Below are 26,355 nucleotides of genomic sequence, written 5' to 3' on the forward strand. Positions count from 1 at the left end.
TTCAGGCGGTCTTGCGCCCGATGGCCTTCAATTCCCGGTCGATGCGCAGCTGCACCCGACGGATCGCCAGGAGGTCTATCTTCGTCTCGGTCTTGCCTGTCTTGGTCGCGTCGCCGATCCGGAACTGCCATTGCCAGATGCCCGGGATCGCGGTCTTTGCAACCGTGAACTCAACGCCCCTGTGATTCATGGTCAACCTCCACGATTCACCTATCCATGATCGCTAACATGTTGGGCGTGATAATATTCCGTCGACAAGCGAAATTTGCCGTTAAGTCGAGGAAAATTCACGAAAATCCCGAAAGCGCGCGCAGTTCGAAGCATGCGAAATCAGATTCCGAAAGCCGGGATCGATGATCGCGTTGCAGGCGTCCGGATCCGCCGTCTCGTTAGGCCCAGGAACTCTGTTCATGGCAGGAGAACGACGGAGGAGGGCGGCTGAATCGGCGGCAGAGGCGCCGTTCGCCACGGGCGAGCCAATGCGGCAGTGCAACCGGCGTGGCCGGCGTTGCCGGAACTTCTTGTGCACATCGGGTAGGCGAAGGAGCACTCGCAACGAATGCGCCCATGCCTTGCTTTTCCACTTTTGCGTGCGGTGCAATTGTGATCTTCTCAGTCCAGACGACAGGGACTCGCGTGTCGTGCAAGGGGACGACGTGAACTGGCTCAGACATCTCGCGCAGCGTTGGGGGGCACGACATCTCCCCTTGGTCTGTCCGCAATGCCAGCAGCCGGCGTCGTCGCATGTGTACAAGCGAGGGCGCTTCAAGCTCGGTGACGAGAGCCTCGTCTGCGAGCAGTGCGGCGAGGCCAGCGTGGTCACCTTCTGGCGTTTCGAAGGCCTGGCAAGCCATGACGATCGCACCTCCTTCATGGACAGGCGCGGCTGGCAAACGCATCGCGCGGACGTCGCCTGACGCGCACGCGACATGCGCGTCCATACAAAAAAAGCCCGCCAGGGGAGAGCCGGGCGGGCAGAAGGTTATTGGAGGCTGAGGTGCTGGGCTGCAACACCATAGCCAAATGACCGTAGCCCGCTCAGCTTACGACAGCCTGACAGAACGGGTCGGATGGGGATCCCCGAGCACGGTCGAATTCCTCGCGCCGAACTCCAGTTGAACTCCAGCCGAACTCCAGCCGAACTCGATGAGTCGGCAACGCAACGTGTCCGCCAAGAAGCCGAAGACCCCGCTCGGGCGGAGCGGGGTCGACTGGGTATGGAGGCCCGGTGTTGGTCCACCGGACAAACCGACGCTAGAGCATTCGGCTTGCAGATGCCTGACGTGAGGCTTGCGCGAGGCTTGCGATCGGATTCGTGCGTCCCAATTCAGACATCTCCGCGCACAACTTCAGACACAACACTTGGCGACACTCTCCGCGCACGGCGAAGCCATGGGGGATACGTGGCGCGCCGATAGCGGGGTGGCATCATGGACAAGGTTGAGCGGTCATTCGCCGCCGCGACGGCGGCTGGCTTCGTGGTGTTGGTGATCGGGATCGTGCTGCTGGCGCTGATGTAGCCGCAGCCCGGCCGGCACGCGCCGGCGAGAACTTGCGAAAACAACCCCATGCACAGTAGGCCGCGATCTGTTTCGCCTGGCCTTTTCCCTCGTGCACCCTGACCTCGTCCAAGGGCACCTGTAGATCGGCGGCGCGTTCCTCGGCGGGACGGACCAGTCTCACATTTTGCGGAAGCCAGGGGCGCGCCCTGCTTTCATGTTATGGTCCCGCGCCGCATCGGAGATGGCCAGGGAGATGGTCATGGGCTTCTGGCTTTTCGTCGTCATCTCGGTTGGATCGATCCCGCTCGCCGGCGCGATGGCGCGCGAGCGCAACAGGTCGTCCCGAAGGTGGTTTTGGATTGCCGCCCTCGTCGGCCCTCTGGCGCCCTTGCTGCTGCTGATTCTCGGGGATGCGAAGCGCCCGGCCGCTGCGAATTAGGAGGCTTTTCAGGGCGCAACGAAGTGCAGGACGACGGCCGCCGCGATGCAGAAGCCAATGGAGACGGCTGCTCCATAGCGATGATATGGCCAGGCCCCGCCCGCGACCAACACGAGCCCGGCAGAGGCGGCTAGCTTCAGCGCGTTCATGACCATGTGCCCAGTCTGGGTCGCGCCTCGCCTTGGGAACACTCACAAATTCGAACCCGGGGACTTCCGGAGGTCAAAATCCCCCCAAATCGGATATATACCCTCTAGACATGTAGAACAAACCCTGATATAGAATGGGCATTCTCCGAGGAATGCGCCATGGCCCAGAAGCCCTCAAAGATACGTGAGTTCCAGAAGCGGTTTCCCGATGAGGATAGCTGCCTAACTCACCTGATGCGCACGCGGTTCGGCGAGCGGTTCACCTGCTTCAAGTGCCAGAAAGAGGCGACCTACTACCGCGTGAAGGCGCGTCGGTCATTCGAGTGCGAGCATTGCGGCTATCAGGTCTATCCGACCGCTGGCACCCCGTTCGAGAAGACCCGTACCAGCCTGCGGGACTGGTTTTATGTCATGTTCCTGTTCTGCGAGACGCGGAACGGTGTGGCGGCCAAGGAGGTGCAGCGCCAGCTAGGCGTGACTTACAAGACGGCATGGCGCATGTGCCATCTGATCCGCCTGTACATGGGCTACGTCGATGGCGACTTCCCAATGGGCGGCCCCGGCAAGACAGTTGAGATCGACGAAACGTTCATCGGCGGCCACGACAAGATCGGCGAGGACGACAAGGCGATTGTCATGGGCGTCATTGAACGGGGCGGGGACGTTGTTACCCGCGTCGTGCAGGCCCGCACCAAGGCTCACATTCTGCCGCACGTCGTGCGGTTCGTGAAAGAGGGATCGCGCGTCCACACGGACGAAGCATCGAACTTCAAGCTGCTCACTGAGAAGTACGGCTATGACCACGAAAGCGTGGATCACTCTGCCAAGGAATACGTGCGCGGCGACGTGCACACCAACTCAATCGAGTCTTTCTGGTCGCAGGTGAAGCGCGGGATCAACGGGACTTACGTTTGGGTTTCGAAGAAGCACTTGCAGCTTTACCTTCGCGAGTTCGAGTATCGCCATAACTTGCGCCGTCAGCCTGCCTTGATGTTCGAGCTTCTTTTGCAGGCTTTTCCTCGGGTACGGGTTGAGTGACCATTGCCTGCAAAAGCTGATCAAACCTTTTTCGGGCGGAGTGCTTGTGGTCCGTCATCCGTGCAGCTCCCTTCTAGATTTCTCGACCAAATCCTGTCTTTGCGATACCCATTTCAGTAGTTCGTCCCGAGCTTTACCAAATGAATTTGCCGAAGCCACTACCATTTGGCGCAACTCGCTATTGGCAGCGGGGACGGTGTCGTTGAGTTTCATCCAGACTGATATGTTGTTGCGGTACGCATCTGCGGCAATCATGAAATTAATGAGCGGTTCTTTTGGAAATAAGATGCGATTGATCTCCACTCGATAATCTCTCTCCTGTCCCAGCAAATCATCATAGAGAGAGGTCTCCATTGCTTTTGACGCGGCCCTAATCCCATCCAATTTGTCCAGATATCCCTTCGCCTCTCCGACTGGGCGCGCTAAAAATCTGTCAAGCAGGACTTGGTTGGCAGGTATGAATATTCCCTGGTCCGTCTTGTTCATCTGTTCCGAGATGCGATCTAATCGGTTCGACAGATTCTCTTTGTACTGTGTCGATCGAAAGATGCTCTGATCTGCCACTATTGGGGGCTTTGGAACTTCCGCTGGTGCGCTCCTGAGGGACCTCGCCGCCGCCAATTCCTCCCTCGTCGATTTAAGTTCGCTGTTCACATGATCGAAGGCGAGAAAGGACCCTAACGCGAGCCCAAATATGGCGAGCCGTTTGAAGAGCCTATGTCGCTTTTCTGGGGGCCAGAATTGATCAATCCGTTCAATTGTTTCCGGGTGCCAGAAGTTCTTGCTTAGAAGCTGATCTATAAGAAATGGCACGGTCGTTACCCACCATAGCCAGTAGGTAATGACAGCCCAACCGAACTCCCATAGCCGCGCCAGATAATCGCCCATTCGCACGTCTCCCGCCGCGCTAGACCGACTCTAGCGCTAGTGGCAGAAGCCCTCCATGTACACGATTCAGCGTACATGTTCAAAGGGTATATATCTGCCCCAAATCTGCAAAGAACATATTGCGAACAGAGAACAGATGGTGTACATTGCGGATATCGACGACCCGCCGCGCCAATCGTTTGTCCCGCACCCGAATCCTCGCCATAAGGAGCACGACCCAATGTCCACCACTGCCCTGCGTATCGTCGAAGGATCTTCCATGGACAAGAGTAAAGCTCTGGCTGCCGCGCTCTCCCAGATCGAGCGCCAGTTCGGCAAGGGCTCGGTGATGAAGCTCGGCAAGAACGACCGTTCGATGGACATCGAGGCGGTGTCGTCAGGCTCGCTCGGGCTCGATATCGCGCTTGGCATCGGCGGCCTGCCCAAGGGCCGCATCGTCGAGATCTACGGGCCGGAATCCTCGGGCAAGACCACGCTGGCGCTGCACACGGTGGCGGAAGCCCAGAAGAAGGGCGGCATCTGCGCCTTCATCGACGCCGAGCACGCGCTCGACCCGGTCTATGCCCGCAAGCTCGGGGTCAATATCGACGAACTCTTGATCTCCCAGCCCGATACCGGCGAGCAGGCGCTGGAAATCTGCGACACGCTGGTGCGTTCGGGTGCGGTGGACGTGCTGGTGGTCGATTCGGTTGCGGCGCTGGTGCCGAAGGCCGAGCTCGAAGGCGAGATGGGCGATGCGCTGCCGGGCCTGCAGGCCCGCCTGATGAGCCAGGCGCTGCGCAAGCTGACGGCCTCGATCAACAAGTCCAACACCATGGTGATCTTCATCAACCAGATCCGCATGAAGATCGGTGTGATGTACGGTTCGCCCGAGACCACGACCGGCGGCAACGCGCTGAAGTTCTACGCCTCGGTCCGCCTCGACATCCGCCGCATCGGCGCGATCAAGGAGCGCGACGAAGTGGTCGGCAACACCACGCGTGTGAAGGTGGTGAAGAACAAGCTGGCGCCGCCCTTCAAGCAGGTCGAGTTCGACATCATGTACGGCGAGGGCGTCTCCAAGATGGGCGAAATCCTCGATCTCGGCGTCAAGGCCGGCATCGTCGAGAAATCGGGCGCCTGGTTCTCCTATGACAGCCAGCGCCTCGGCCAGGGCCGCGAGAACTCGAAAGCGTTCCTGAAGTCCAACCCCGACATCACCGCCAAGATCGAGACCGCGATCCGCCAGAACTCCGGCCTGATTTCCGAGCAGATCCTGGCCGGCACGCCCGAGAGCGACGCCGACGGCGAAGAGCCCGCGGACGAGTAAGCCTTCGAGTAACAGTTCGCGAGGAGCGGGCGCTGAGGACGTTGAGTTGCCGACGTCGTCAGCGTCCGTTTTCGTTTTGCGTTGGAGTGGGGGCGTGATGAGGCGTCTGATCTTGACCGGCTGGGGCGGCGGCAGCGAGCTTGCGCGATCGGGTTTGGCTGAGATCGTCATTCCCTTCCATTTTCAATTTGCGTGGGGGCCGCTTCCGCCGGCGGAAAAACTCTCGGCATATTTAGCGGCCTACACGACGGATCTAGGACCGGCCGAGCACTGGTCGGATTGGGTCCGCTGGCCACGGGGCGCCAAGGGGCGCAAATCGTCACTGGCCGAATTTTGCGAGCCGTATGACAAGGTCGAGCTCTGGTTCGCCGCGACTGTTCGAGACCAATTGCAACTCGTCTGGTTGCTCGATCACCTGAGCAACTATCCAGCGCTGGCGCAGAAGCTCGGGCTGCGATTGCTGGATTCCGATCTGATGTTCAGTCCCGACTATGATTTCGCTAAGGGGGAACGCCATATTCCCGTCGGACGAGTTGGCGCGAAGGAATTCGAGATTGCAAAATTGGCGTGGTCGGCCTACCGCGCGCCGACCCCGGAGGCCTGCATCGATCTGCTTCACCGCGATCTGAGTGCCTTGCTGATGCTGCGGCCGGCCTTGCTCGAGCTACTGGCAGAACTCCCGTCTCCATTGACAGGGCTCGGTGCGACCGAGACGCGATTTCTGGAGATGCTTGACTGGTATGTGAACACGAATGCGCTGTTCCATTTGCGCTCGCTACGGGGCACTTACGTGTGGGGTGAGGTCGAACTGGGATATTTGCTCGAAGGCCTCGCCCTCGGTCCCAAGCCAGCTGTGGCCGGGCTGGGCGAAGAATTGCGCACCATCGACCTTGGCGATCTCAGAGGCCGGCACGAGGTTTATCTCCGCAGCCGGCTGTCGTTGACCGAGTTCGGCAAGGCCGTCCTGGCTCATCAGGAGGATTTCAGTCGCCACAATCCGATTGATCGTTGGTGGGGCGGCACGCACCTGACCAACGAGCGGCTGTGGCGCTACGGCACTGTCTTGACGAAGCCCTGAGGCCACGAGCATGACACGGCTCATTGTTACGACAGACTCGTCGATCGCCGGCGCCATTCAAGGAGCGGGCCTCGCCGATCTGGAGGAGGGGCGGTCTTGGCGGGAGAAAAGGACTTCCTTCCTCCGATACAACCCGATCAAGCGCTGGTGGGGCGGTGCGCTTCTCACCAACGAACGTCTCTGGCGGTGGGATGCCCGAGGGCGGTCGTTGATCGCACCTGCCTGACAAAGCCGCTATCTGGTCATGACGCTTCGGTATCCAATTCGGTTGAGAGGACGGCGTGTCACATTTGATCCTGACAACAGACGATCACGCTGCACATTGTTTGCGCCCGACATGTTTGGCAAATGAAGTCGTCGGCTTCGATCTTCGCTTCGTCACGGGACAATTGCCGACAGAGGCCGAGCTTGCCGTCTTGCTGGAGCCGCGCTCGTCCAAGCATGACCGCGAGGGCAAGCACTGGCTCGATCATTTTCGACGGATGGGGATAGGGCGAACGACTGACCGGACTCGCGGTCTCCTGGAATTTTGCGATACGTTCGACTCGATCGAGCTTTGGGCCGATCCAAACGCCAACGCTCAACTCATCCTCATCTGGCTGCTCGATTTTCTTCGTCCCTACAAGGAAGTCTCATCGAAGTTGAGCCTCGTCCAGGCCGACGATGAGATCGCCAACTATCTCCCGGAATCACTGAAGGAATGGAAGCTGCCAGTGTTCAAGGTCACTGACCGCCACCTCGCGCTTGCCAGCCGAGCCTGGCAGGCCTGGCGCGCTCCCACTCCGGAAGGCTGCTTTGAGCTCCTGATGCAGGACACGACGATCCTGCCGCGACTTCGCCCCGCGATCATCGCATTGCTCGAGGAGCTTCCGGATAGTCTGAACGGCATCGGGGCCAGCGAGCAACTTATGCTGGAAGCTCTCAGCTATGGCTGCACCGATCCGGGCCAGGCGCTTTACGCGGCGCGGGACCGACGTGTCATCAACGAAGGCGAGGCGGGCGACCTGTTCGATGAGCTCGCGCAATGTCCCGAGCCGCTCATTTTCGGATTGGGTGAGGGGCCGTTCGATCCGAGTGAGCACACCCGCTACCAGCGGTATCGCAGGGCAAAGGTCGGCCTCACCAAGCTCGGTCAAGCGGTGGTGGAAGCGGAGGATGATTTTTCTCGTCACAACCCGATCAAGCGCTGGTGGGGCGGCACTGAATTGACCAACGAACGGCTCTGGCGCTGGGATCGCGAAATCCGTTCGTTGGTTGCGCCTGCCTGACGGCGTGCATGCTCAATATGTTCCTGTCTTGCGTATCAATTTTGAGAGGCGACTGTGTCTCATTTGATTTTATCCACGAACCATCTTGACGAAAGCGTGCTTCGCCAGACGCGCCGCGCGAACATGGTGCTCGGATTTTACCCACGCTTCGTCTGGACAAAATTGCCTTCCGCGGAGCGGCTTTTGACGGGGCTGGAGCGCCGATCGGCAAAGCACTGCAATCCGGGCGATCATTGGCTCGATGACGCTTCTCGAGGTTCGCTGGAAGGTTTCGGAACGCGCGACATCGGCTTTTTCGAGCTGTGTGCGAAGTTCGACTCAATTGAAATATGGGTCGATCCCCGACCAAATGATCAGCTTGTGCTGGTCTGGCTGCTGGACCTGCTTCGCCCCTACAAGGAGATCACAACGAAACTGAGCCTGTTGCACACAGACGATCATGTTGCGGACTATGCTCCAGAGTCTGTCGCAAAATGGAAGCTGCCGGCCTTCAAGGTGACCGACAATCACCTCGCGATCGCAAGCCGCGCCTGGCAGGCCTATCGGGCGGAAACGCCAGAGCCTTGTTTCGATCTTCTGATGACGGATTTGATGATCCTGCCGAGACTTCGATCGGCGTTCATTGCCTTGCTTGAAGAGCTTCCGGACAGCGTGACGGGCCTGGGTGCCACTGAAATGGATATTCTGGACTTTGTGAACGATGGGCACACCGACCCAAGACGTGTCACCGAGGCGAGGTGGATGCGCGATGTGCTCGAAGAAGGCGAAGCGCGTGATGCTCTGCTCGAGCTGGGCGCACATTCGGCGCCAGCGGTCCTGTTGGGCGATCCGGCTTTCAACAATGAGGACCGCTATTTCGGCAGGAGCGAGTGGAAGGTCACGCTGACCGAACTCGGGCGTTCCATTTTTTCGCGCGAGGACGATATGTGGCGCCACAACCAGATCTATCGCTGGTGGGGCGGGACTGAATTGACCAACGACAAGCTCTGGCGCTGGGATCGCGACAGCCGTTCGTTGATTGCGCCTGCCTAGTCTACATTGCTCAAAGGTTTGAAGATCAATTTGAGACGCGATTGCGTCTCGTTTTGGAGTAGGGCACGGGGGCCATGAAGCGCGTAATCCTGACCAGTCCGTCCGGCGTTGGACTCACCTACGCCGATCGCGCCGACATGGTCGTCCCGCTGATCTTTCGATTCGTCTGGGGCCCGCTGCCGACGTCGCACCACCTTGGGGAGTACCTCACGGGAGGCTATTTCAGAGGCGACCCGGAGGTACGTTGGTCCGACCTTGTCGCGCGGTCGCCCCAGAGCGGTCTCGCGCACAAGGAGCTTGGACTGGTCTGGTTCTGCAAGGCCTATGGTGTTGAAGAGATCGAGCTGTGGTTTGATCCCAGCCCGAGCAACCAATTGCAGCTGGTCTGGATCCTCGACTATCTCCGTTCCGAGCCATACGCGGCGGAGCGTACAAAGCTGCGACTCGTCGATTTCGATTTGCTCGGAGCAGACGGCGACAGGCTTCGCGATCATGCCATCCGGCAATTGGAGGTCACGGAGCCCGACTTCGAGGACGCCCGCATCGCCTGGGAGGCCTACCGGTCACCAACGCCGGAGCTCGTTTCGGGGCTGCTCAATCGGGAGTTTCACACGCTCCCGTTCCTGAAGCCGGCGATGGAAGAATTGTTGGCAGAATTGCCGTCTCCAGTCAGCGGACTGGGCGCGACGGAAGCGCAGCTTCTCGACCTGATTGCGAAGGGGCACAATCGCACCAAGGAGCTGTTTGAGCCGGGCGGGCTGCTCGAAACGCGTGTGTTCGACCAATGGGAGCTGGGTCCGTTGCTCGAAGGGCTGGCGTCCGGCCCGATGCCGGCGATCGCGGGTCTCGATCCAAAACTTTCAACTCTCCCACGGCACGATGCGAGAGGTCGCAACGCCGCCTATCGTCGGAGCCGGCTGTCGCTGACCGAATTTGGCCAGGCCGTCCTTGCAGGCCGGGAAGATTTCCGCCGCCACAATCCAATTCGGCGCTGGTGGGGTGGCACGCTGCTAACCAACGAACGGCTGTGGCGGTGGGATTGCGAAGGCCGATCGTTGGTTTCACCTTAAGTGCCGTAGGGTGGGTTAGCCTCGCGGATTGCGCGAAGCGCAAACCGCGCGGCGTAACCCACCATTGTTCGTCTCTGCGGAAGCAGAAGTGGTGGGTTACGCCGACGACTGCGCTTTGCGCAGCCGCCCGCTAACCCACCCTACAAAGCTTACTCCGCAGCTTCTGCGTAATCGCTGACCGGCGGGCAGGACAGTAGGGTGGGTTAGCCTCGCGGATTGCGCGAAGCGCAAACCGCGCGGCGTAACCCACCATTGTTCGTCTCTGCGGAAGCAGAAGTGGTGGGTTACGCCAGCGACTGCGCTTCGCGCAGCCGCTAGCTAACCCACCCTACGAGACCACCCGTTGTGGCTTACTCCGCGGCCTCAGCGTAATCGCTGACCGGCGGACACGAGCACACCAGATTGCGGTCGCCATAGACGTTGTCGACGCGGCCCACGGGGCTCCAGTATTTGTCGGTGCGCGAAACACCTGATGGGAAGCAGCCTTCGCTGCGGGCGTAGGCGCGCTTCCAATCGTCGTCGGCGATGTCGTGCACGGTGTGCGGGGCGTGACGCAACGGTGACGCCTCGATCTTGAAGCGGCCGGCCTCGACCTCGGCGATCTCCTTGCGGATCGCGATCATGGCATCACAAAAACGATTCAGCTCCGCCCTGGATTCCGACTCGGTCGGCTCGATCATCAGCGTGCCCGGCACCGGGAAGCTCATGGTCGGGGCGTGGAAGCCGTAATCGATCAGGCGCTTTGCGATGTCGTCCACGGTGACGCCCGATGTCGTCTTGAGCGGGCGGGGATCGACGATGCATTCATGCGCGACGCGTCCCTTCTCGTTCTTGTAGAGCACCGGGAAATGCGCATCGAGCCGCGCTGCGATGTAATTGGCGTTGAGGATCGCGATCTCGGTGGCGCGCTTCAAACCTTCGCCGCCCATCATCAGGATGTAGATGTAGGAGATGGTGAGGATCGAGGCCGAGCCGAACGGCGCGGCTGAAACCGGACCCACCGGCGCGTCACCTTTCGTTGCCGGATGGCCGGGCAGGAACGGTGCGAGATGCGCCTTGACGCCGATCGGGCCCATGCCGGGGCCGCCGCCGCCATGCGGGATGCAGAAGGTCTTGTGCAGGTTGAGGTGGCTGACATCGGCGCCGTAGTCGCCGGGCCTGCTGAGGCCGACCTGCGCGTTGAGGTTGGCGCCGTCGAGATACACCTGGCCGCCATGACCGTGTACGATGTCGCAGATCTCCTTGATGTGCTCCTCGAATACGCCGTGGGTCGAGGGATAGGTGATCATCACGGCGGCGAGATCGGTCGAATGCTTTTCCGCCTTGGCGCGGAGATCATTGACGTCGACGTCGCCGTTTTTCTCGCAGGCGACCACCACCACGTCCATGCCGACCATCGCGGCCGAGGCCGGGTTGGTGCCGTGGGCGGAGGAGGGGATCAGGCAAATCTTGCGATGGCTTTGCCCGCGCGCCGCATGATAGCCGCGGATCGCAAGCAAGCCTGCGTATTCGCCCTGCGCGCCCGAGTTCGGCTGCAGCGAGATCGCGTCATAGCCGGTGATGTCGCACAGCCACTTTTCCAGCCGCGCGAACAGCGCGTGATAGCCGGCCGCCTGCTCGCGCGGAGCGAACGGGTGCAGCGCGCCGAATTCCGGCCAGGTCAGCGGCATCATTTCGGTGGTCGCGTTCAGCTTCATGGTGCAGGAGCCGAGCGGAATCATCGCGCGGTCGAGTGCGAGGTCGCGATCGCTGAGCTTGCGCATGTAGCGCAGCATCTCGGTCTCCGAGCGATGCGCGTGGAACACGGGATGGGTGAGGAAGGCGGTGCTGCGCTTCAGTGCCTCCGGCAGCGCCTCGCGGGTGGTGGCGTCGATCTCGGCGTAGGCAAGCGTGCCGCCGAAGGCGCGCCAGACGGCTTCGACCGTCGCCGGCGTCGTGGTCTCGTCGAGCGCGATACGGAGCGCCGTTTCGCCAATACCGAGATTGATCTTTTCGTCCGTCGCGCGCGCGATGATTTCGGCGCGCTTGGCGCCGGCATCGACGCTGAGCGTGTCGAAGAAGCTGTCCGATTGCGGCGCGAAGCCGAGCTTGCGCAGGCCGGCTGCGAGCACGGCGGCGCGGCGATGCACGGTGCGCGCGATTTGCGAAAGACCTTCGGGGCCGTGATAGGTCGCATACATCGCCGCGATCACCGCGAGCAGCACCTGCGCGGTGCAGATGTTGGAGGTCGCCTTCTCGCGGCGGATGTGCTGCTCGCGGGTCTGCAGCGCCAGGCGATAGGCCGGCATTCCGCGGGAATCGACGGAGAGGCCGACGATGCGGCCGGGCAGCGAGCGCTTCAGCGCATCGCGCACCGCCATGTAGGCCGCGTGCGGACCGCCATAGCCCATCGGCACGCCAAAGCGCTGCGCCGAACCAATAGCGATGTCGGCACCGAGCTCACCGGGCGAGGCGATCAGCGTCAGCGCCAGCAGGTCAGCGGCAACGATCGCGAGCGCGCCCTTGGCCTTCAGCGCTGCGATCGCGGGCCGGAGGTCGCGCAGCGCGCCGGACGAACCAGGGTATTGCAGCAGCGCGCCGAGCACGTCTGATTTGTCGAGATCGGTGAGGGGATCGCCGACGACCAGAGTCCAGCCGAGCGGCTCGGCGCGGGTGCGCATCACCGCCAGCGTCTGCGGATGCACATCCTTGTCGACGAAGAAGGCCTTGGCTTCGACCTTCGAGTGCCGCTCGGCGAGCGCCATGGCTTCGGCGGCGGCGGTCGCCTCATCGAGTAGCGAGGCGTTGGCGACGTCGAGGCCAGTGAGGTCGCAGATCATGGTCTGGAAGTTGAACAGCGCCTCGAGCCGGCCCTGGCTGATCTCGGGCTGATAGGGCGTGTAGGCCGTGTACCAGGCGGGGTTCTCCAGGATGTTGCGCTGGATCACTGCGGGCAAAATCGTGCCGGAATAGCCTTGGCCGATCAGCGAGGTGAACACCTGGTTCTGCGCCGCGAGCTCGGCCATGTGGGCGATCGCCTCGGTCTCGCTGAGCGGCTTGCCGAGATCGAGCGGGGCGGCCTGCCGGATCGAAGCGGGTAGCGTCTCCGCCATCAGGGCGTCGACGCTTTTGGCGCCGACGGTTTCCAACATGGCGGTGACATCGCGCGCGGAAGGCCCGATGTGGCGGCGAACGAAGGAGGTGGTCTCGCCATTGGATTTGCGGTGCGCGGTCATCATGGGTCCTCGCTTTAGATTTGGCTGGCGCCGTCATACCCCGCGAATGCGGGGCATCCAGTAAACGCAGGCGTCACGGCTTGAACCGAGAAGGCGCGGCGTACTGGATCGCCCGCCCCAGTGCGCAGTGCGCACAAGGCGGGCGATGACACCGAATATGAGGTGAGAATTTGCTTCATCTCACGCCGTATGGGCCTTGTAGGCGGCTTCATCCATGAGGCCGCCGAGCTCGCTCTTGTCCGCAATCCTGATCTTGAAGAACCAGGCCGCGGCTTGCGCGTCCGAGTTGACCAGCGCGGGCTCGGCGGCGAGCGCGTCGTTGGTCTCGAGCACTTCGCCGGAGATGGGCGCATAGACGTCGGAGGCGGCCTTGACCGACTCGACGACGGCGGCGGCTTCAGCCTTCTTCAAGGTGCGGCCGACCTTGGGCAGCTCGACGAACACGACGTCACCGAGCTGGGACTGCGCGTAGTCGGTGATGCCGACGGTGGCGACATCGCCATCGATCGCCAGCCATTCATGGTCGGAGGTGTACAGCGTCGTGGTCATTTTCTTGTCCTCAGCGTTTGTAGGTGTTTTTCACGAAGGGCATGGCGGCGACGGTGAGCGGCAGACGCTGTCCGCGCACCTCGGCGAAGAGTTTTGTCTCGAGCGCGCTTAAGGCAGTGGGCACGTAGCCCATCGCAACCGGCGCATTCAGGCTCGGGCCGAAGCCGCCCGACGTGACCTTTCCAACGGGCTCGCCACCCGCGCTGTCAGCAAACAGCAGCGCGCCCTCGCGGACCGGGGCACGACCCTCAGCGCGCAGGCCGATGCGGCGGCGGGATGCACCGTGATCGAAATGGGCGAGAATTTTTTCGGCACCGGGAAAGCCGCCGGCGCGCGCGCCGCCGCTGCGTCGGCTCTTCTGCACCGACCATTCCAGCGCGGCTTCGACCGGCGTGGTCTCGGTGTCGATGTCGTGACCGTAGAGGCAGAGGCCGGCTTCCAGCCGCAGGCTGTCGCGGGCGCCAAGGCCGATCGGCATCACATCGGGATCGTCCAGGAGCGTCCTGGCGAGATGCTCGGCGTCGGTCGCGGGGACCGAGATCTCGAACCCGTCCTCGCCGGTATAGCCGGAGCGCGAGACGAAGCATTTGATGCCGGCAACCTCGTGCGGGCCAGCGTCCATGAACTTCATGGAAGGCGCTTCTGCACATAATTTCGCCAGCGCTGACTCGGCCTTCGGACCCTGCAGTGCGATCAGCGCGCGATCGGCAAGCGAATCGATGACGCAGGTGTCCGACAGATGCGCGCGCAGATGCGCCTCGTCCGCGTCCTTGCAGGCGGCGTTGACCACCAGGAACAGGTGGTCGCCGAAATTGGCGACCATGAGATCGTCAAGGATCCCGCCATCTTCATTGGTGAACTGGGCGTAGCGCTGCCGTCCCGGTGCGATCGCCACGATGTCCTGCGGCACCAGCCGCTCCAGCGCGCGGGCGGCGTCCTCGATGCTCCCGGATTTCGGCCGCAGCGCGAGCTGGCCCATATGGGAGACGTCGAACAGGCCCGCCTGCTTGCGGGTATGGAGATGCTCTTTCAGCACGCCCGCAGGGTACTGCACGGGCATGTCATAGCCTGCGAACGGCACCATCTTGCCGCCAAGGGACACGTGCAGGTCGTGGAGGGGGGTACGTTTCAGGGAGTCTTTGTCGTCACGCGCCAGCATCTCAAGGGGCCCTCGGCGGTTCCCCAGGGACGATTCCCCGGAAGCAACCCATCGAAGCCCCATCTGTCGCTGTGCCTGAGAGTATTATCCCGTCGGCGGACGCTGGTCCGGGTGTTCGGCCGGTCAGCGCCTCTTTCCAGATGTCGTCAAAGCCACGCGGTCCTTTTGCCTGAGAGTTTCCGGGGCGGTTGCTCCTTCGGCGCCGGCAATGAAGCCGGTCTCTCCCGACGTGGCCGTACGATACAGATGGGTACAGACCACAGGCCGGCCAAGCCTGTCAACGCGCCCTTTTCGGCTTTCAACGGGATTACGCGGCTGCGGCAACGCTTTGATCTCTCTGCACAGTTTCTGGACAGGAAAGCTGGCCTTGTCTAAAAGCGCTTTGGCCCGCAGATATCAGCCCAAATCGTCAGGTTTGGATGGCAAATTGGCGGGTTCTAAAGCGCGATGAGAGTCATCGCGCTTTAGCTCTTTGTTTGAGCATGATCCTTCCGGAAAACCGCTTCACACTTTTCCGGATCATGCTCTAGCACACCCGATTGGATGAACATGAGCGGCGTCAACGAGATCAGGTCGACCTTTCTGAACTTCTTTGCCGAGAACGGCCACGAGATCGTGTCGTCCTCGCCATTGGTGCCGCGCAACGATCCGACGTTGATGTTCACCAATGCTGGCATGGTGCAGTTCAAGAACGTCTTCACCGGCGTCGAGAAGCGGCCGTACCAGCGCGCCACCACCTCGCAGAAATGCGTGCGCGCCGGCGGCAAGCACAACGACCTCGACAATGTCGGCTACACCGCGCGCCATCTCACCTTCTTCGAGATGCTCGGCAATTTCTCGTTCGGCGACTATTTCAAGGAGCGCGCGATCGAGCTGGCCTGGAAGCTCATCACCAAGGATTTCGGGCTGAAGAAGGACAAGCTGCTCGTCACCGTCTACCACACCGACGACGAGGCGCACGGGCTCTGGAAGAAGATCGCCGGCTTCTCCGACGACCGCATCATCCGCATCCCGACCTCGGACAATTTCTGGGCGATGGGCGACACCGGTCCGTGCGGCCCGTGCTCGGAAATCTTCATCGACCGCGGTGACCATATCTGGGGCGGTCCTCCCGGCTCGCCGGAAGAGGACGGCGACCGCTTCCTCGAATTCTGGAATCTCGTGTTCATGCAATACGAGCAGGTGACGAAGGAGGAGCGCGTCGATCTGCCGCGTCCCTCGATCGACACCGGCATGGGCCTCGAGCGCATGGCCTGCATCATGCAGGGCGTCGACAGCGTGTTCGAGACCGATCTGTTCCGCCATCTGATCGATGCGACGTCGTCGGCGCTCGGCAGCGGGCCGAACGAGCAGACCGTCGCCTCGTTCCGCGTCATCGCCGATCACCTTCGCTCCTCCGCCTTCCTGGTCGCTGACGGCGTGCTGCCTTCCAACGAGGGCCGCGGCTATGTGCTGCGCCGGATCATGCGCCGCGCGATGCGCCATGCGCAGCTGCTGGGCGCGAAAGAGCCGCTGATGCATCGCCTGGTCTGGGCGCTGGTCCGCGAGATGGGCCAGGCCTATCCCGATTTGATGCGCGCCGAAAACCTGATCGAGGAAACGCTGCGTCTGGAAGAGACCCGCTTCCGCAAGACGCTGTCGCGCGGCCTCGCCATCCTGGACGAAAAGAGCGCGTCCTTGAAGAAGGGCGACATGTTCGACGGCGACGTCGCCTTCACGCTCTACGACACCTACGGTTTTCCGCTGGACCTGACGCAGGACGCGCTGAAGTCGCGCGGCATCGGCGTCGATCAGGCCTCGTTCACCGATGCGATGGAGCGGCAGAAGGCCAAGGCGCGCGAATCCTGGAAGGGATCTGGCGAAGCGGCGTCCGAAGCGATCTGGTTCCCGCTGCGCGAGAAGCTCGGCGCGACTGAATTTTTGGGCTACGAGACGGAGAGCGCTGAAGGCGTGGTCTCCGCGCTCGTGAAGGACGGCGCGGAAGTGGCCAGCCTCAAGGCCGGCGACACCGGCGCGCTGCTGCTGAACCAGACGCCGTTCTATGCTGAGTCAGGCGGCCAGGTCGGCGACACCGGCGTGCTGACGGGTGAGGGCGGAATCAAGTTTCGCGTCACCGACACGCAGAAAAAGCTCGGCGATTTCTTCGTTCATGTCGGCAACGTCGAGAGCGGCGAGCTGAAGGTCGGCACTGCGCTGCAGCTCGAAGTGGATCACAGCAGGCGCTCGTCGATCCGCGCGCATCACTCGGCGACGCACCTCATTCACGAGGCGTTGCGCCAGGTGCTCGGCGATCACATCGCCCAGCGCGGCTCGATGGTCGCGCCCGACAGGCTGCGCTTCGACTTCGTGCATCCGAAGCCGATCACGGCGGAGGAGCTGGCCCGCGTCGAGGACATCGCCAACGACGTGGTGCTGGAGAACGACGAGGTCACGACCCGCGTCATGGGCGTCGACGAGGCCCGCGAGGCCGGAGCGCGCGCGCTGTTCGGCGAGAAATACGGCGATGAGGTCCGCGTCGTCTCGATGGGCAAGACCGCGCGCGAGCGCGGCGCCAATGCGCTCGGCTGGTCGGTCGAGCTCTGCGGCGGCACGCATGTGCGGCGCACCGGCGATATCGGCCTGATTACGCTGACCGGCGAGAGCGCGGTGGCTTCCGGCGTGCGCCGTATCGAGGCGCTGACCGGCAATTATGCGCGCCGGCACGCCAACGAGACCATGGCGCTGGCGAAGACTGCGGCGAATGAGCTGCGCACCTCGCTCGACGACGTTCCCGCGCGCATCACCGCGCTGATGGAGGAGCGCAAGAAGCTCGAGCGCGAGCTGTCGGACGCCCGCAAGAAGCTGGCGATGGGCGGCGGCGCGGCTGCCGGTGGCGGCGCAGCTTCTAGCGTGCGCGAGGTCGGCGGCGTCAAGCTGATGGCGCGCGCGGTCGAGGGCATCGAGATGAAGGATCTCAAGAGCCTCGCCGACGAGGCCAAGAAGCAGATCGGCTCCGGCGTGGTCGCCATCATCGGCGTCGCCGAGGACGGCAAGGCGGGCGTCGTGGTCGGAGTCACCGCGGACCTGACCGCGCGCTTCAACGCCGTGAATCTGGTGCGCGTCGCGTCCGAAGCGCTCGGCGGCAAGGGCGGCGGCGGCCGGCCCGACATGGCGCAGGCCGGCGGCCCCGATGGGGCCAAGGCGACCGAGGCGCTGGCGGCGATCGAAAAAGCGATGGGGGCAGCGTAAATCGCCATGCGCCTCGTTCCGAAAGGACGTGGCTCATCCGATCCCGATTTGAGGGATCGCCTCTACGAATTGCTGGAGCACGATCCGTTGGCCTACTCGGTCGGGTCGCGCTTCATTCAGATCATCATCAGCGTCATCGTGGTCGACGTCATCGCGATGATCCTGGCTTCGGTACCGGAGCTGGACGCGCAATACGGCGTGCTGTTCTCGGCGATCAAGATCGTCTCCATTGTCGTGTTCGCGCTGGAATATGCCGCACGGCTGTGGACGGTGGCGGGCCACACGCCGCGCAAGGGCTCGGCGCTTTCTGACCGGCTCGGATATGTCTTCTCGGCGCTCGGCATCATCGACTTCATGGCGTTCGTGCCGGATGCGATCGTGCTGGCCATCGGCCGGCACGCGACGCTGGCGGCGCTCGGCGTGCTGCCGTTCTTCAAGCTGATCAGGTACTCGCCGGCGATGCGCTCGCTGCTGGCGGCCGTGCATGCCGAGCGGCGGGCGCTGATCGGCTGCGTCGTCATCCTGATCGGCGTGGTGCTGACCTTTGCCTCGCTGCTCTACGCGATCGAGCGCGACGTGCAGCCGACCAAGCTCGGCACCATTCCGGATGCGATGTGGTGGGCAATCGTGACGCTCGGCACCGTCGGCTATGGCGACGTCGTGCCGGTGACGGCGCTGGGAAAATTCGTCTCGGTGTTCGCGATCATCTCGGGCTTTGCCATGATCGCGCTGCCGGTCGCGATCATCTCGACAGCCTTCGCCGAGGAGGTGAAGCGGCGCGACTTCGTCGTGACCTGGGGCATGCTGGCCCGGGTGCCGCTGTTCTCGCATCTGTCGGCAGGAGAAATCGCCGACATCATGCGGCTCTTGCGCGCACGCACGATCGAGCAGGGCGAGATCTTGGTGCGGCGGGGCGATGCGGCCTCGTCGATGTATTTCATCACCGCCGGCGAGGTCGAGATCGCGCTGCCGAGCCAGCATGTGCGCCTCACCGACGGCACGTTCTTCGGGGAGATCGCGCTGCTGCATAAGACAAAGCGCAGCGGCACCGTGACGGCGACGCGCAAGACGCGCCTCTTGGTGCTCGACGCCCAGGACTTTCACGCCCTGATCGCACGCATGCCGACGCTTGCCGCCCATGTCCACCAGACCGCGAAAGCGCGGCTGGAGGAGACCGGCGATCTTGCGGCCGCCGAGCTCGCGCAGGCCGAGCGCGACGGCAGCGGCCGCTGAGCGGTCAGCCCTTCTTCAGGAAGACATATTCGGCCGAGTAGGGCGCGCTTTTGAATTCGCCGGCCTTGTCGCAAGAACCCTCGAGCTTGCCGCCGTGGGTGTTGATGCGTTGGACCGTGGTTACAGGCGTCAGCACGCCGCTGCCGCGGTGGGAGGCGACTTCCAGCTTCAGCCAGGGGATATCGGCAGCCGTAGCGCCCGGCGCGTTGCCGATGGCCTTGCCGACCACCGCGCTGCCGTCGGCGTGCTCCCAGTTCGGGCCCGCATAGTGGCGGCCGATGGTCTTGCCGTCGGAGAGCAGCGTCGCGATCGGCTCGCGGAAGGCCCAGGCGAGCTTGCCGTCGGTGCCGGCCTTGCACTCATAGACCTGCGCGCCCTCGGCGTGGACGCTGAGCACGACGCTCTCACCTGATGCGGCGATGGCGGCGGGAAGCTCCGCAGCCCCTGCTGCTCCAATCATGGCCGCGAGTGACAACAGGCACGGGGCAGCGAACTTGACGAACATGGTCGGTCTCCACAAAGGGTTCTCAGAAAACGAATGGGCCGCGCCTGCGCGCGGCCCATCATGATGTCTAACCCCGATCGGGCGAAAATAATGCCGGCGGCAGCTTACGCCGCCAGCGCCTTCACCAGATTGTCAGCGACCTTGTCGAGGAAGCCGGTGGTCGAGAGCCAGCGCTGGTCGGCGCCGACCAGGAGCGCGAGGTCCTTGGTCATGTAGCCTTCCTCGACCGTGTCGACGCAGACCTTCTCCAGCGTGCTCGCGAACTTCGCCAGCTCGGCATTGTTGTCGAGCTTGGCGCGGTGCGACAGGCCACGGGTCCAGGCGAAGATCGACGCGATCGAGTTGGTCGAGGTCTCCTTGCCCTTCTGGTGCTCGCGGAAGTGGCGGGTCACGGTGCCGTGAGCGGCTTCGGCCTCGACGGTCTTGCCGTCGGGGGTGAGCAGCACCGAGGTCATCAGGCCGAGCGAGCCGTAGCCCTGCGCGACGGTGTCGGACTGCACGTCGCCGTCGTAGTTCTTGCAGGCCCAGACATAGCCGCCGGACCATTTCAGCGCCGAGGCCACCATGTCGTCGATCAGGCGATGCTCGTAGGTCAGGCCCTTGGCGTCGAACTCCTTCTTGAACTCCTTGTCGAAGATTTCCTGGAAGATGTCCTTGAAGCGGCCGTCATAGACCTTGAGGATCGTGTTCTTGGTCGAGAGATAGACCGGATAGCCGCGCAGCAGGCCGTAGTTGAAGGAGGCGCGGGCGAAGTCGATGATGCTGTCGTCGAGATTGTACATCTCCATGGCGACGCCGGCGCCCGGCGCCTTGAACACTTCCTTCTCGATCACGGTGCCGTCCTCGCCGACGAACTTCAGCGAGAGGGTGCCCTTGCCCGGGAACTTGATGTCGGTGGCGCGGTACTGGTCGCCATAGGCGTGGCGGCCGATGATGATCGGCTTGGTCCAGCCCGGAACCAGGCGCGGCACGTTCTTGCAGATGATCGGCTCGCGGAAGATCACGCCGCCGAGGATGTTGCGGATGGTGCCGTTCGGCGACTTCCACATCTGCTTGAGGTTGAACTCCTTCACCCGGGCCTCGTCCGGGGTGATGGTGGCGCACTTGACGCCGACGCCGACCTTCTTGATCGCCTCGGCGGCGTCGATGGTCACCTGATCGTTGGTGTGGTCGCGGTATTCCATGCCCAGGTCGAAATACTGCAGCTCGACATCCAGGAACGGGTTGATCAGCTTGTCCTTGATGTACTGCCAGATGATCCGGGTCATCTCGTCGCCATCGAGCTCGACGACGGGATTGGATACCTTGATTTTTGCCATGATCGGAGAAGCCTTCTTGGGAACTGGTGGTGGAAATCTCCCGCGCTATAGCACCGCCCGGGGGCGGGCGGAAGCGGAGCGGTTATGCACTTTCAGCCCATCTTTTCGCCGAGATCAGTCATTCCGGCGAGGCCGGAATGACCGATGCGGCACCTTGTTTGGGCACCCATCCCGCGCGCGATCCGGGGTCCTTCCGGAGCGCCTCTAAAAGGCGGCCTGGGTCGCCGTGCCGGCTACGATGTACCAGGTGACGAACAGGCCCGAGATCAGGGCGCCCGGCAGGCTCGATCCGGTCCGTCGCCAGGTGAAGGTCGCGATCACGGCGACGATGGCGAGCAGCGGTACGAACTGGATGGCGACGATGGTCGAGAGCGGCACGAAGCCGGGATCGGGCAGCGGGTTGAACAGCTTTCCGGTCAGCCAGAGCGTGCCGTATTGCAGGACCAGCAGCACGATGAAGCCCAACGTCAGCGCCAGGATGTTGGTCAGGTAAAGCGCGAGCCGCGGCGCCTCCATCGTCGAGAAATTCCGGTGCAGCACGTCCAGCGCCACCACGAAAAACGCCGTGAACGGAATCAAATAGATCAGGAAGATCAGAACCTGCTTCACGTTCATCAGCTTCAGCGCGACGATCCAGAAGCGGAAGTCGATCTTGAAGGCGAGGTCGGCGAGCCACAGCGCGGCGTATCCGACCGCGACCGAGACAACCGCGATCACGAGCGACTGGCCGACCAGCCCGGCGCGGCTTTTGCGCTTCGGGGCAAAGCCCATCAGCGCCAGCGTGATCAGGCCGTTGATGATGGCCCAGACCAGGATCTGGTTGGTGATGCCCTGCGGCAGGAACGCTGACGGCGTCACGAAGGTGCCGCCCAGCGCAAAGGCCGGATAGTAGGTCAGCGCCGGGATGAAGGCCGAGAGAATGAAGGCCGTGGTCCAGCGCCGGCCCGTTGTGGCGTGATGCGGCGGCATGGTGCCGTCGGCGACAGCCGGCAGGCGCAGGCGGGAGAACATCGGCGCCTCCAGCAGGCCGTCGAAGGTACCGATCAACAGCACGACGAAACCGACCAGTGCGATCAGCGTGCCGAGCTCCTTGCTGAACCAGATCTGGTCGTCGGCCGGCCGAGGCGTACCGCCTTGCAACGTCTTGGCGAACCACTCGAGGCTGTAGCCGATCGCCTCATGCGAGATGTGCTCGGCCGGGTGCGTGATCGCCGGCGTGTACAGCACCCGCGCCGTGCCGGCCGCCGGATCGCCATAGACCTTGCCCGGCTCGACCGGGCCTTGCGTGCCGAACATCGCCCACAGCTTGGGGCTCTTCGTCACGTCGCGGGCGCGCTCGACGCCCCACATCAGGGTCGAGAATTCCTCGTACTGGGCGAACACCAACGCTACATTGCGCGGCCAGCTCGTTGTGCCATCGGCCGCGAACGGCTTGCCGGTCGAGGAGCCCTCCAGCACCATCGACTTGTAGCCGTCAGGCATCGCAGCGGCTGCGGCCAGCACCGTCCAGCCGCCCATCGAGTGACCCTCGAGGCCGATATTGGCCTTGTCGACGATGTCGAGGCTGCGCAGATAAGCGAGGCCGTCGGGGCCGCCAAAGCCGTTGGCGAAGGCGGGCGGGTCGCTATAGCCATGGCCGGTCTGGTCGAGCGCCAGCACGACATAGCCGCGACGGGCGAACTCGATGGCGAAGCCGTCCTGGGTCTCGCGCGAATTGATGTAGCCGTGAACGGCGAGGATGCCCGGCGCCGGGGTCTGCGCGGTGGCATTCGCGGGGATGTAGAGCAGGGCACTCATGGTGTTGCCCTTGGCGCCCTTGAACCTGACATCCTGGATCCGGATGCCGCCTGAGGTCTGCGTCAGATGGGCGATCAGGCCGCCCACCACGATCAGGACCAGTCCCAGAAGCGCCAATTTCCATCGGCTCAGCATCGCCATCCCCCCACTCAATTGTTGCTTCAGCTCAGGCCTTTCGGCTTCGCTTTGGTTGTGCTTGATAGCCATATCCGAAAGCAAAGCGCGCGCAAGCCGGGCGGCGAAATCGTCCCCAATTGAGGTGCGATTGCGGTTTCGCAAACGCCGCTAACCCTGTTATCTCCGTTGAGAAAATTGCGCCGCGCGGAAGGCGGCACGACTGCGTCGATGAGGGCTTGGATCAGTGTCTTCAAACAGAGCTTCAGGCTTTTCGGACGCCCGAGACGAACGCTGAACCAGAAAGTGAACTGAGAATGTCCGGCACCGACAAGACCAAGGCAGGGCACGCCATCGACGGTCCCATCGTGATCCTGGTCGAGCCGCAGCTCGGGGAGAACATCGGCATGGCCGCGCGCGCGATGGGCAACTTTGCCCTGAGTGCCCTGCGCATCGTCAACCCCCGCGACGGCTGGCCGAACATTGCCGCACAGCGGGCCGCCGCCGGCGCCGACCACATTCTGCAGAAGGTCGAACTGTTCGACACGGTGGAGCAGGCGGTCGCCGACCTCGATTTGCTGTTCGCCACCACCGCGCGCCCTCACGACCAGGCCAAGCCGGTGGTCGGGCCGGAAGCCGCAGCCAGCGAGATCGCCGGGCATATTGTGGCCGGCGGCAGGTGCGGCATCCTGTTCGGCCGCGAGCGCTGGGGCCTCACCAATGAGGAGGTCGGGCTCTCCAACCGCATCATCACCTTCCCGGTCAATCCGGGCTTCGCCTCGCTCAACCTCGCCCAGGCCGTGCTGCTGGTCGGTTATGAGTGGTTCAAGCAGGCGACGGCAGGCGCGCTGCCGCACGGCATGCCGGAACGTTCCGAGCGCGCCTCGCAGCACCAGATGCAGGCCTTCTTCGACAATCTCGTGCGCGAGCTCGACCGCGTCGAATTCCTGCGCCCGGCCGAAAAGCGCGACACCATGCTCGTCAACCTGCGCAACATCTTCAGCCGGATGGAGCCGACCAAGCAGGACATGCACACCCTCCATGGGGTGGTGATGGCGATCGCGGAGGGACGCAAGGGCCCGGCCAAGGGCGGCGTACTCGATGGCGAGCAAGCCACCCGCCTGCGCGCGCTGCTCGCCGAGCATGGGCAGGCCGGCGGCGCACCCGATAGCGGCTCGACCGTGCGCGGCCTCGCGCGCTTGCTCCGCCGCAACCCGACGGATGCCGAACGCCTGCTCTGGCAGGCGCTGACGCGCGACCGCCGCTTCGCAGGCCAGTTCAAGCGCCAGACGCCGGTCGGCCGCCACATTCCGGACTTCGTCTCGTTCCCGCATCGGATCGCGATCGAGCTGGTGAACCCGGGCGAGGGTGAGCCGATTGCCGCCGACCGCGCGTTGCGGCGCGCGTGGTTGGAGGCGCGGGATTATCGCGTGCTGGAGATTCGGGCTGCGGATGTGGAGCGGGATCTCGAGGCGGAGCTGGTGCGGCTGCAGGGGATGGTGGAGCAGAGTGCGTAATTCACTTGCCCGGCTGGTCCAGGAACGCATAGAGCGTCGCGATCCTGCCATCCTCCAGAGTAATGACGTCCCATCTGATGGTCACAGGGGGATCGTGCGTCTCACATTTACGACACGACGGGGTCTGTCGCGGGCCGTTCGCGCGCTGATCGATCATCTCGCGGCTGGTTTTTCTAGAACGTTGGTGTCGTGGGTGGACTAGCCGAGCAAACGCAATTCGCGCCTCCGCTCGTCTAGGCGACGGGGCTCCGGACACTGGGGCGCTAGGGTGGCAATTGCCGCCGATTAGAGCGGGATGGCGTGGACCTATTCGTTTGACAGCCCGATCGCACGTTGCGCGAACCGCGCTATGCCGGGGTCGTCAGAAGATCGAGTAGTCGATTCCATTCTTTTTCAAGTCATGAACGAAATCGTCCGGGACTCTCGGAAAGTGGCAACGATTCCGCCCATCCGGCCCATGCATCGGGAGTTCGGCATCCACATGAAGTTGAAGTTCGCCTAGCTGCTTCGGCGGCCGTAGTGCGCGCTGGCGTTCACTCCATAGAGTTTGAACTCTGCGCTCGTCAAAAGCATCAACTGAGATGTTCAAGCCAACAAACTCCCCGTGAGGCAATTATAATATCACTTATCCCGGCGGAGCGTTACGTCAGGGCTGCATAAAGGTGTGGATATAGGCTTGAAGTGACTTGTAGTATGCGGCAGCTCAAGCCTGAGTCGAGCTAGATGGAGTTTGAGTCGAATGACCGGACCGCAACAAGTCTATAGTCAGCCGGCGCGGAATGCGGAAGAACTCCGCCGGCGCAGCGTTCGCCCGATACACAGCGGTCATATTTGGCACGGCACCGATCAGATCGGTTGGATCGAGAATGGCGGCGTGTTCAGCGTCGCGACGAAGAAGAAGTTTGCGATGCTCGACGACGACGGCAATCTGTACGACCTGAATGGTCAGTCACTGAATTTAAGCCTTCAACAGGTCAATAGCGGCGGTCGCCTCGGGCCGGACAATCATGCACACGCCGTTGCGCGCTTCAAGGAACTCGGAGATGGCTAGCTCTCAGCCGATCATGGAAGTCCAAGTCTTCCAGCACCCTAAAGGCCATGTCTTGGGAGTCTTTAGACTAGGCGATCCCCGACCGGGCAAGGTGAACGCCTATTCGGCGGCAATGCCGATTGTTGAAGCACTTGAGTGCGCGTTGAAGATCGCACGGTCCAGGTCGGCCGATGTCGTGGTCGACGATCCGCACGGGCGCTTGTTCTGGAGACACTAGCGCAGTGCTGCGAGCGCTCATACCTTCAAGACGTATTGCAGAGCCGGCTGCCCCGAAAGTTCGTCCGTTACCGCGGTTGGCTCTTTAGATATCGTTGCGGCCGCGAGACGCTTCGATGGCTCATTCTCTACGCTGACGATGGCCTCAACATAAAACGATTTGATTTTTGCGTCTCGCGCTAATCCTTGCTTCAATTCGGCTATCGCGGCCGCGACAAGGCGTTTGGCGTGGCCCTTGCGGCGGTACTCCCTTGCGACAGCCACGCCAGCCTGAAAACAAGGTAGCCCGTTCAAAAGCTGGGCGGGGACCATTTGAACCAAGCCCACCACTTTCTTCCCGTCCAGCTTTGCATAGGTCATACGATTTACGCCAGGCGCGGGGTGGTCGAGATGGACGATGAGCTCCCGATCCAATGCACCTTTTTGCACGATTAATTCTCCGTCGCGCAGCGCCCGCTGAAATGACGGTAGAGAGTCGTGCGGGTCAGTCATTTGCGGCAAGGTTTTCTCCGGGCGCCGAGTTCAAGCAAATATATAACATCCGGCGTCGCTCAACGCTACGTGGCGTTCCGTTCTTATGCTGGCTTCGCCTCACGGTCTCTCCCGAATGGTCAGTCTCTCTCTGCGGCCTAATTCAAACTACGACGCGCGCCCAAGCTGCACTTCGCGCGGCGGCGCG

General features: G+C 62.6%; 21 protein-coding genes and 1 riboswitch. Of the genes, 12 read left to right on the top strand and 9 right to left on the bottom strand.

The genetic code is table 11. The features are described 5' to 3' along the window. Window position 1: 1 nt before the first annotated feature. The gene (locus tag XH91_RS12625) at window positions 2–190 is read right to left on the bottom strand and encodes a hypothetical protein (RefSeq protein WP_128950906.1); all 189 of its coding nucleotides are present in this window, start codon (window positions 188–190) and stop codon (window positions 2–4) included. Between the two features lie 466 nt (window positions 191–656). Here XH91_RS12625 and XH91_RS12630 point away from each other — a divergent pair, with 466 nt between their 5' ends. The 3 genes from XH91_RS12630 (at window position 657) to XH91_RS12640 (ending at window position 3,128) form a co-directional block, all read left to right on the top strand. Then, window positions 657–917, top strand: a complete 261-nt coding sequence (locus tag XH91_RS12630) for a hypothetical protein (RefSeq protein ID WP_128950907.1) — start codon at window positions 657–659, stop codon at window positions 915–917. An 844-nt stretch (window positions 918–1,761) separates the two neighbouring features. Then, on the top strand, window positions 1,762–1,941 hold the full coding sequence (locus XH91_RS12635) for a hypothetical protein (protein ID WP_206736862.1): 180 nt from the start codon (window positions 1,762–1,764) through the stop codon (window positions 1,939–1,941). Between the two features lie 308 nt (window positions 1,942–2,249). Continuing rightward, on the top strand, window positions 2,250–3,128 hold the full coding sequence (locus XH91_RS12640; protein WP_128950909.1) for an IS1595 family transposase: 879 nt from the start codon (window positions 2,250–2,252) through the stop codon (window positions 3,126–3,128). Window positions 3,129–3,182: 54 nt separating this feature from the next. On the opposite strand, the gene XH91_RS12645 is transcribed toward XH91_RS12640, so the two are convergent. Beyond that, window positions 3,183–4,016, bottom strand: coding sequence for a hypothetical protein (locus XH91_RS12645; protein WP_128950910.1), 834 nt, complete (start codon window positions 4,014–4,016; stop codon window positions 3,183–3,185). A 220-nt stretch (window positions 4,017–4,236) separates the two neighbouring features. Here XH91_RS12645 and recA point away from each other — a divergent pair, with 220 nt between their 5' ends. The 5 genes from recA to XH91_RS12675 all read left to right on the top strand — a co-directional run bounded on the left by recA (window position 4,237) and on the right by XH91_RS12675 (window position 9,773). Next, window positions 4,237–5,325 carry a recombinase RecA gene (recA, locus tag XH91_RS12650; RefSeq protein ID WP_057747344.1) on the top strand — a complete coding sequence of 363 codons (1,089 nt, stop codon included), beginning with the start codon at window positions 4,237–4,239 and terminating at the stop codon, window positions 5,323–5,325. Between the two features lie 97 nt (window positions 5,326–5,422). Further along, window positions 5,423–6,403: a hypothetical protein gene (locus tag XH91_RS12655; protein ID WP_128950911.1), complete on the top strand. Its 981-nt coding sequence runs from the start codon at window positions 5,423–5,425 to the stop codon at window positions 6,401–6,403. 281 nt (window positions 6,404–6,684) lie between these two features. Further along, window positions 6,685–7,671 carry a hypothetical protein gene (locus XH91_RS12665; protein WP_245477315.1) on the top strand — a complete coding sequence of 329 codons (987 nt, stop codon included), beginning with the start codon at window positions 6,685–6,687 and terminating at the stop codon, window positions 7,669–7,671. A gap of 54 nt (window positions 7,672–7,725) precedes the next feature. Next, window positions 7,726–8,703 (top strand): hypothetical protein, encoded by a 978-nt coding sequence (locus tag XH91_RS12670; RefSeq protein WP_245477316.1) that lies wholly within the window; start codon window positions 7,726–7,728, stop codon window positions 8,701–8,703. Window positions 8,704–8,777: 74 nt separating this feature from the next. Further along, entirely contained in the window at window positions 8,778–9,773 is a 996-nt protein-coding gene (locus XH91_RS12675; protein WP_128950913.1) for a hypothetical protein, read from the top strand. 350 nt (window positions 9,774–10,123) lie between these two features. Here the strand turns inward: XH91_RS12675 and gcvP are convergent, their stop codons facing one another. The 3 genes from gcvP to gcvT form a co-directional block, all read right to left on the bottom strand. Next, window positions 10,124–12,988 carry an aminomethyl-transferring glycine dehydrogenase gene (gcvP, locus tag XH91_RS12680; RefSeq protein WP_164938328.1) on the bottom strand — a complete coding sequence of 955 codons (2,865 nt, stop codon included), beginning with the start codon at window positions 12,986–12,988 and terminating at the stop codon, window positions 10,124–10,126. A gap of 180 nt (window positions 12,989–13,168) precedes the next feature. Further along, window positions 13,169–13,537, bottom strand: a complete 369-nt coding sequence (gene gcvH, locus XH91_RS12685; protein WP_128950915.1) for a glycine cleavage system protein GcvH — start codon at window positions 13,535–13,537, stop codon at window positions 13,169–13,171. A 10-nt stretch (window positions 13,538–13,547) separates the two neighbouring features. Then, the gene (gene gcvT, locus XH91_RS12690) at window positions 13,548–14,696 is read right to left on the bottom strand and encodes a glycine cleavage system aminomethyltransferase GcvT (RefSeq protein ID WP_128950916.1); all 1,149 of its coding nucleotides are present in this window, start codon (window positions 14,694–14,696) and stop codon (window positions 13,548–13,550) included. A 148-nt stretch (window positions 14,697–14,844) separates the two neighbouring features. Beyond that, window positions 14,845–14,933: riboswitch (glycine riboswitch) on the bottom strand. A gap of 312 nt (window positions 14,934–15,245) precedes the next feature. Here gcvT and alaS point away from each other — a divergent pair. Both alaS and XH91_RS12700 read left to right on the top strand, forming a co-directional pair. Further along, on the top strand, window positions 15,246–17,924 hold the full coding sequence (gene alaS / locus XH91_RS12695) for an alanine--tRNA ligase (protein ID WP_164938281.1): 2,679 nt from the start codon (window positions 15,246–15,248) through the stop codon (window positions 17,922–17,924). Between the two features lie 6 nt (window positions 17,925–17,930). Next, a complete protein-coding gene (locus XH91_RS12700; RefSeq protein ID WP_128950918.1) occupies window positions 17,931–19,157 on the top strand; it encodes a cyclic nucleotide-gated ion channel in 1,227 nt (408 codons plus the stop codon). Window positions 19,158–19,161: 4 nt separating this feature from the next. Here the strand turns inward: XH91_RS12700 and XH91_RS12705 are convergent, their stop codons facing one another. The 3 genes from XH91_RS12705 to XH91_RS12715 form a co-directional block, all read right to left on the bottom strand. Beyond that, the gene (locus tag XH91_RS12705; RefSeq protein ID WP_128950919.1) at window positions 19,162–19,662 is read right to left on the bottom strand and encodes a DUF3455 domain-containing protein; all 501 of its coding nucleotides are present in this window, start codon (window positions 19,660–19,662) and stop codon (window positions 19,162–19,164) included. Between the two features lie 104 nt (window positions 19,663–19,766). Next, the gene (locus tag XH91_RS12710) at window positions 19,767–20,981 is read right to left on the bottom strand and encodes an NADP-dependent isocitrate dehydrogenase (RefSeq protein ID WP_128950920.1); all 1,215 of its coding nucleotides are present in this window, start codon (window positions 20,979–20,981) and stop codon (window positions 19,767–19,769) included. 204 nt (window positions 20,982–21,185) lie between these two features. Beyond that, on the bottom strand, window positions 21,186–22,913 hold the full coding sequence (locus XH91_RS12715) for an alpha/beta hydrolase family protein (protein WP_245477317.1): 1,728 nt from the start codon (window positions 22,911–22,913) through the stop codon (window positions 21,186–21,188). A 296-nt stretch (window positions 22,914–23,209) separates the two neighbouring features. Between XH91_RS12715 and XH91_RS12720 the strand changes: the two genes are divergently transcribed. After that, window positions 23,210–24,409: a TrmJ/YjtD family RNA methyltransferase gene (locus XH91_RS12720; protein WP_128950922.1), complete on the top strand. Its 1,200-nt coding sequence runs from the start codon at window positions 23,210–23,212 to the stop codon at window positions 24,407–24,409. 739 nt (window positions 24,410–25,148) lie between these two features. Further along, a complete protein-coding gene (locus XH91_RS12730; RefSeq protein WP_128950923.1) occupies window positions 25,149–25,460 on the top strand; it encodes a hypothetical protein in 312 nt (103 codons plus the stop codon). 234 nt (window positions 25,461–25,694) lie between these two features. Here XH91_RS12730 and XH91_RS12735 read toward each other — a convergent pair whose 3' ends face one another. Then, window positions 25,695–26,168, bottom strand: coding sequence for a GNAT family N-acetyltransferase (locus tag XH91_RS12735; RefSeq protein ID WP_128950924.1), 474 nt, complete (start codon window positions 26,166–26,168; stop codon window positions 25,695–25,697). Between the last annotated feature and the right edge of the window lie 187 nt (window positions 26,169–26,355).

This window comes from Bradyrhizobium guangzhouense (assembly GCF_004114955.1).
GTDB lineage: Bacteria > Pseudomonadota > Alphaproteobacteria > Rhizobiales > Xanthobacteraceae > Bradyrhizobium > Bradyrhizobium guangzhouense.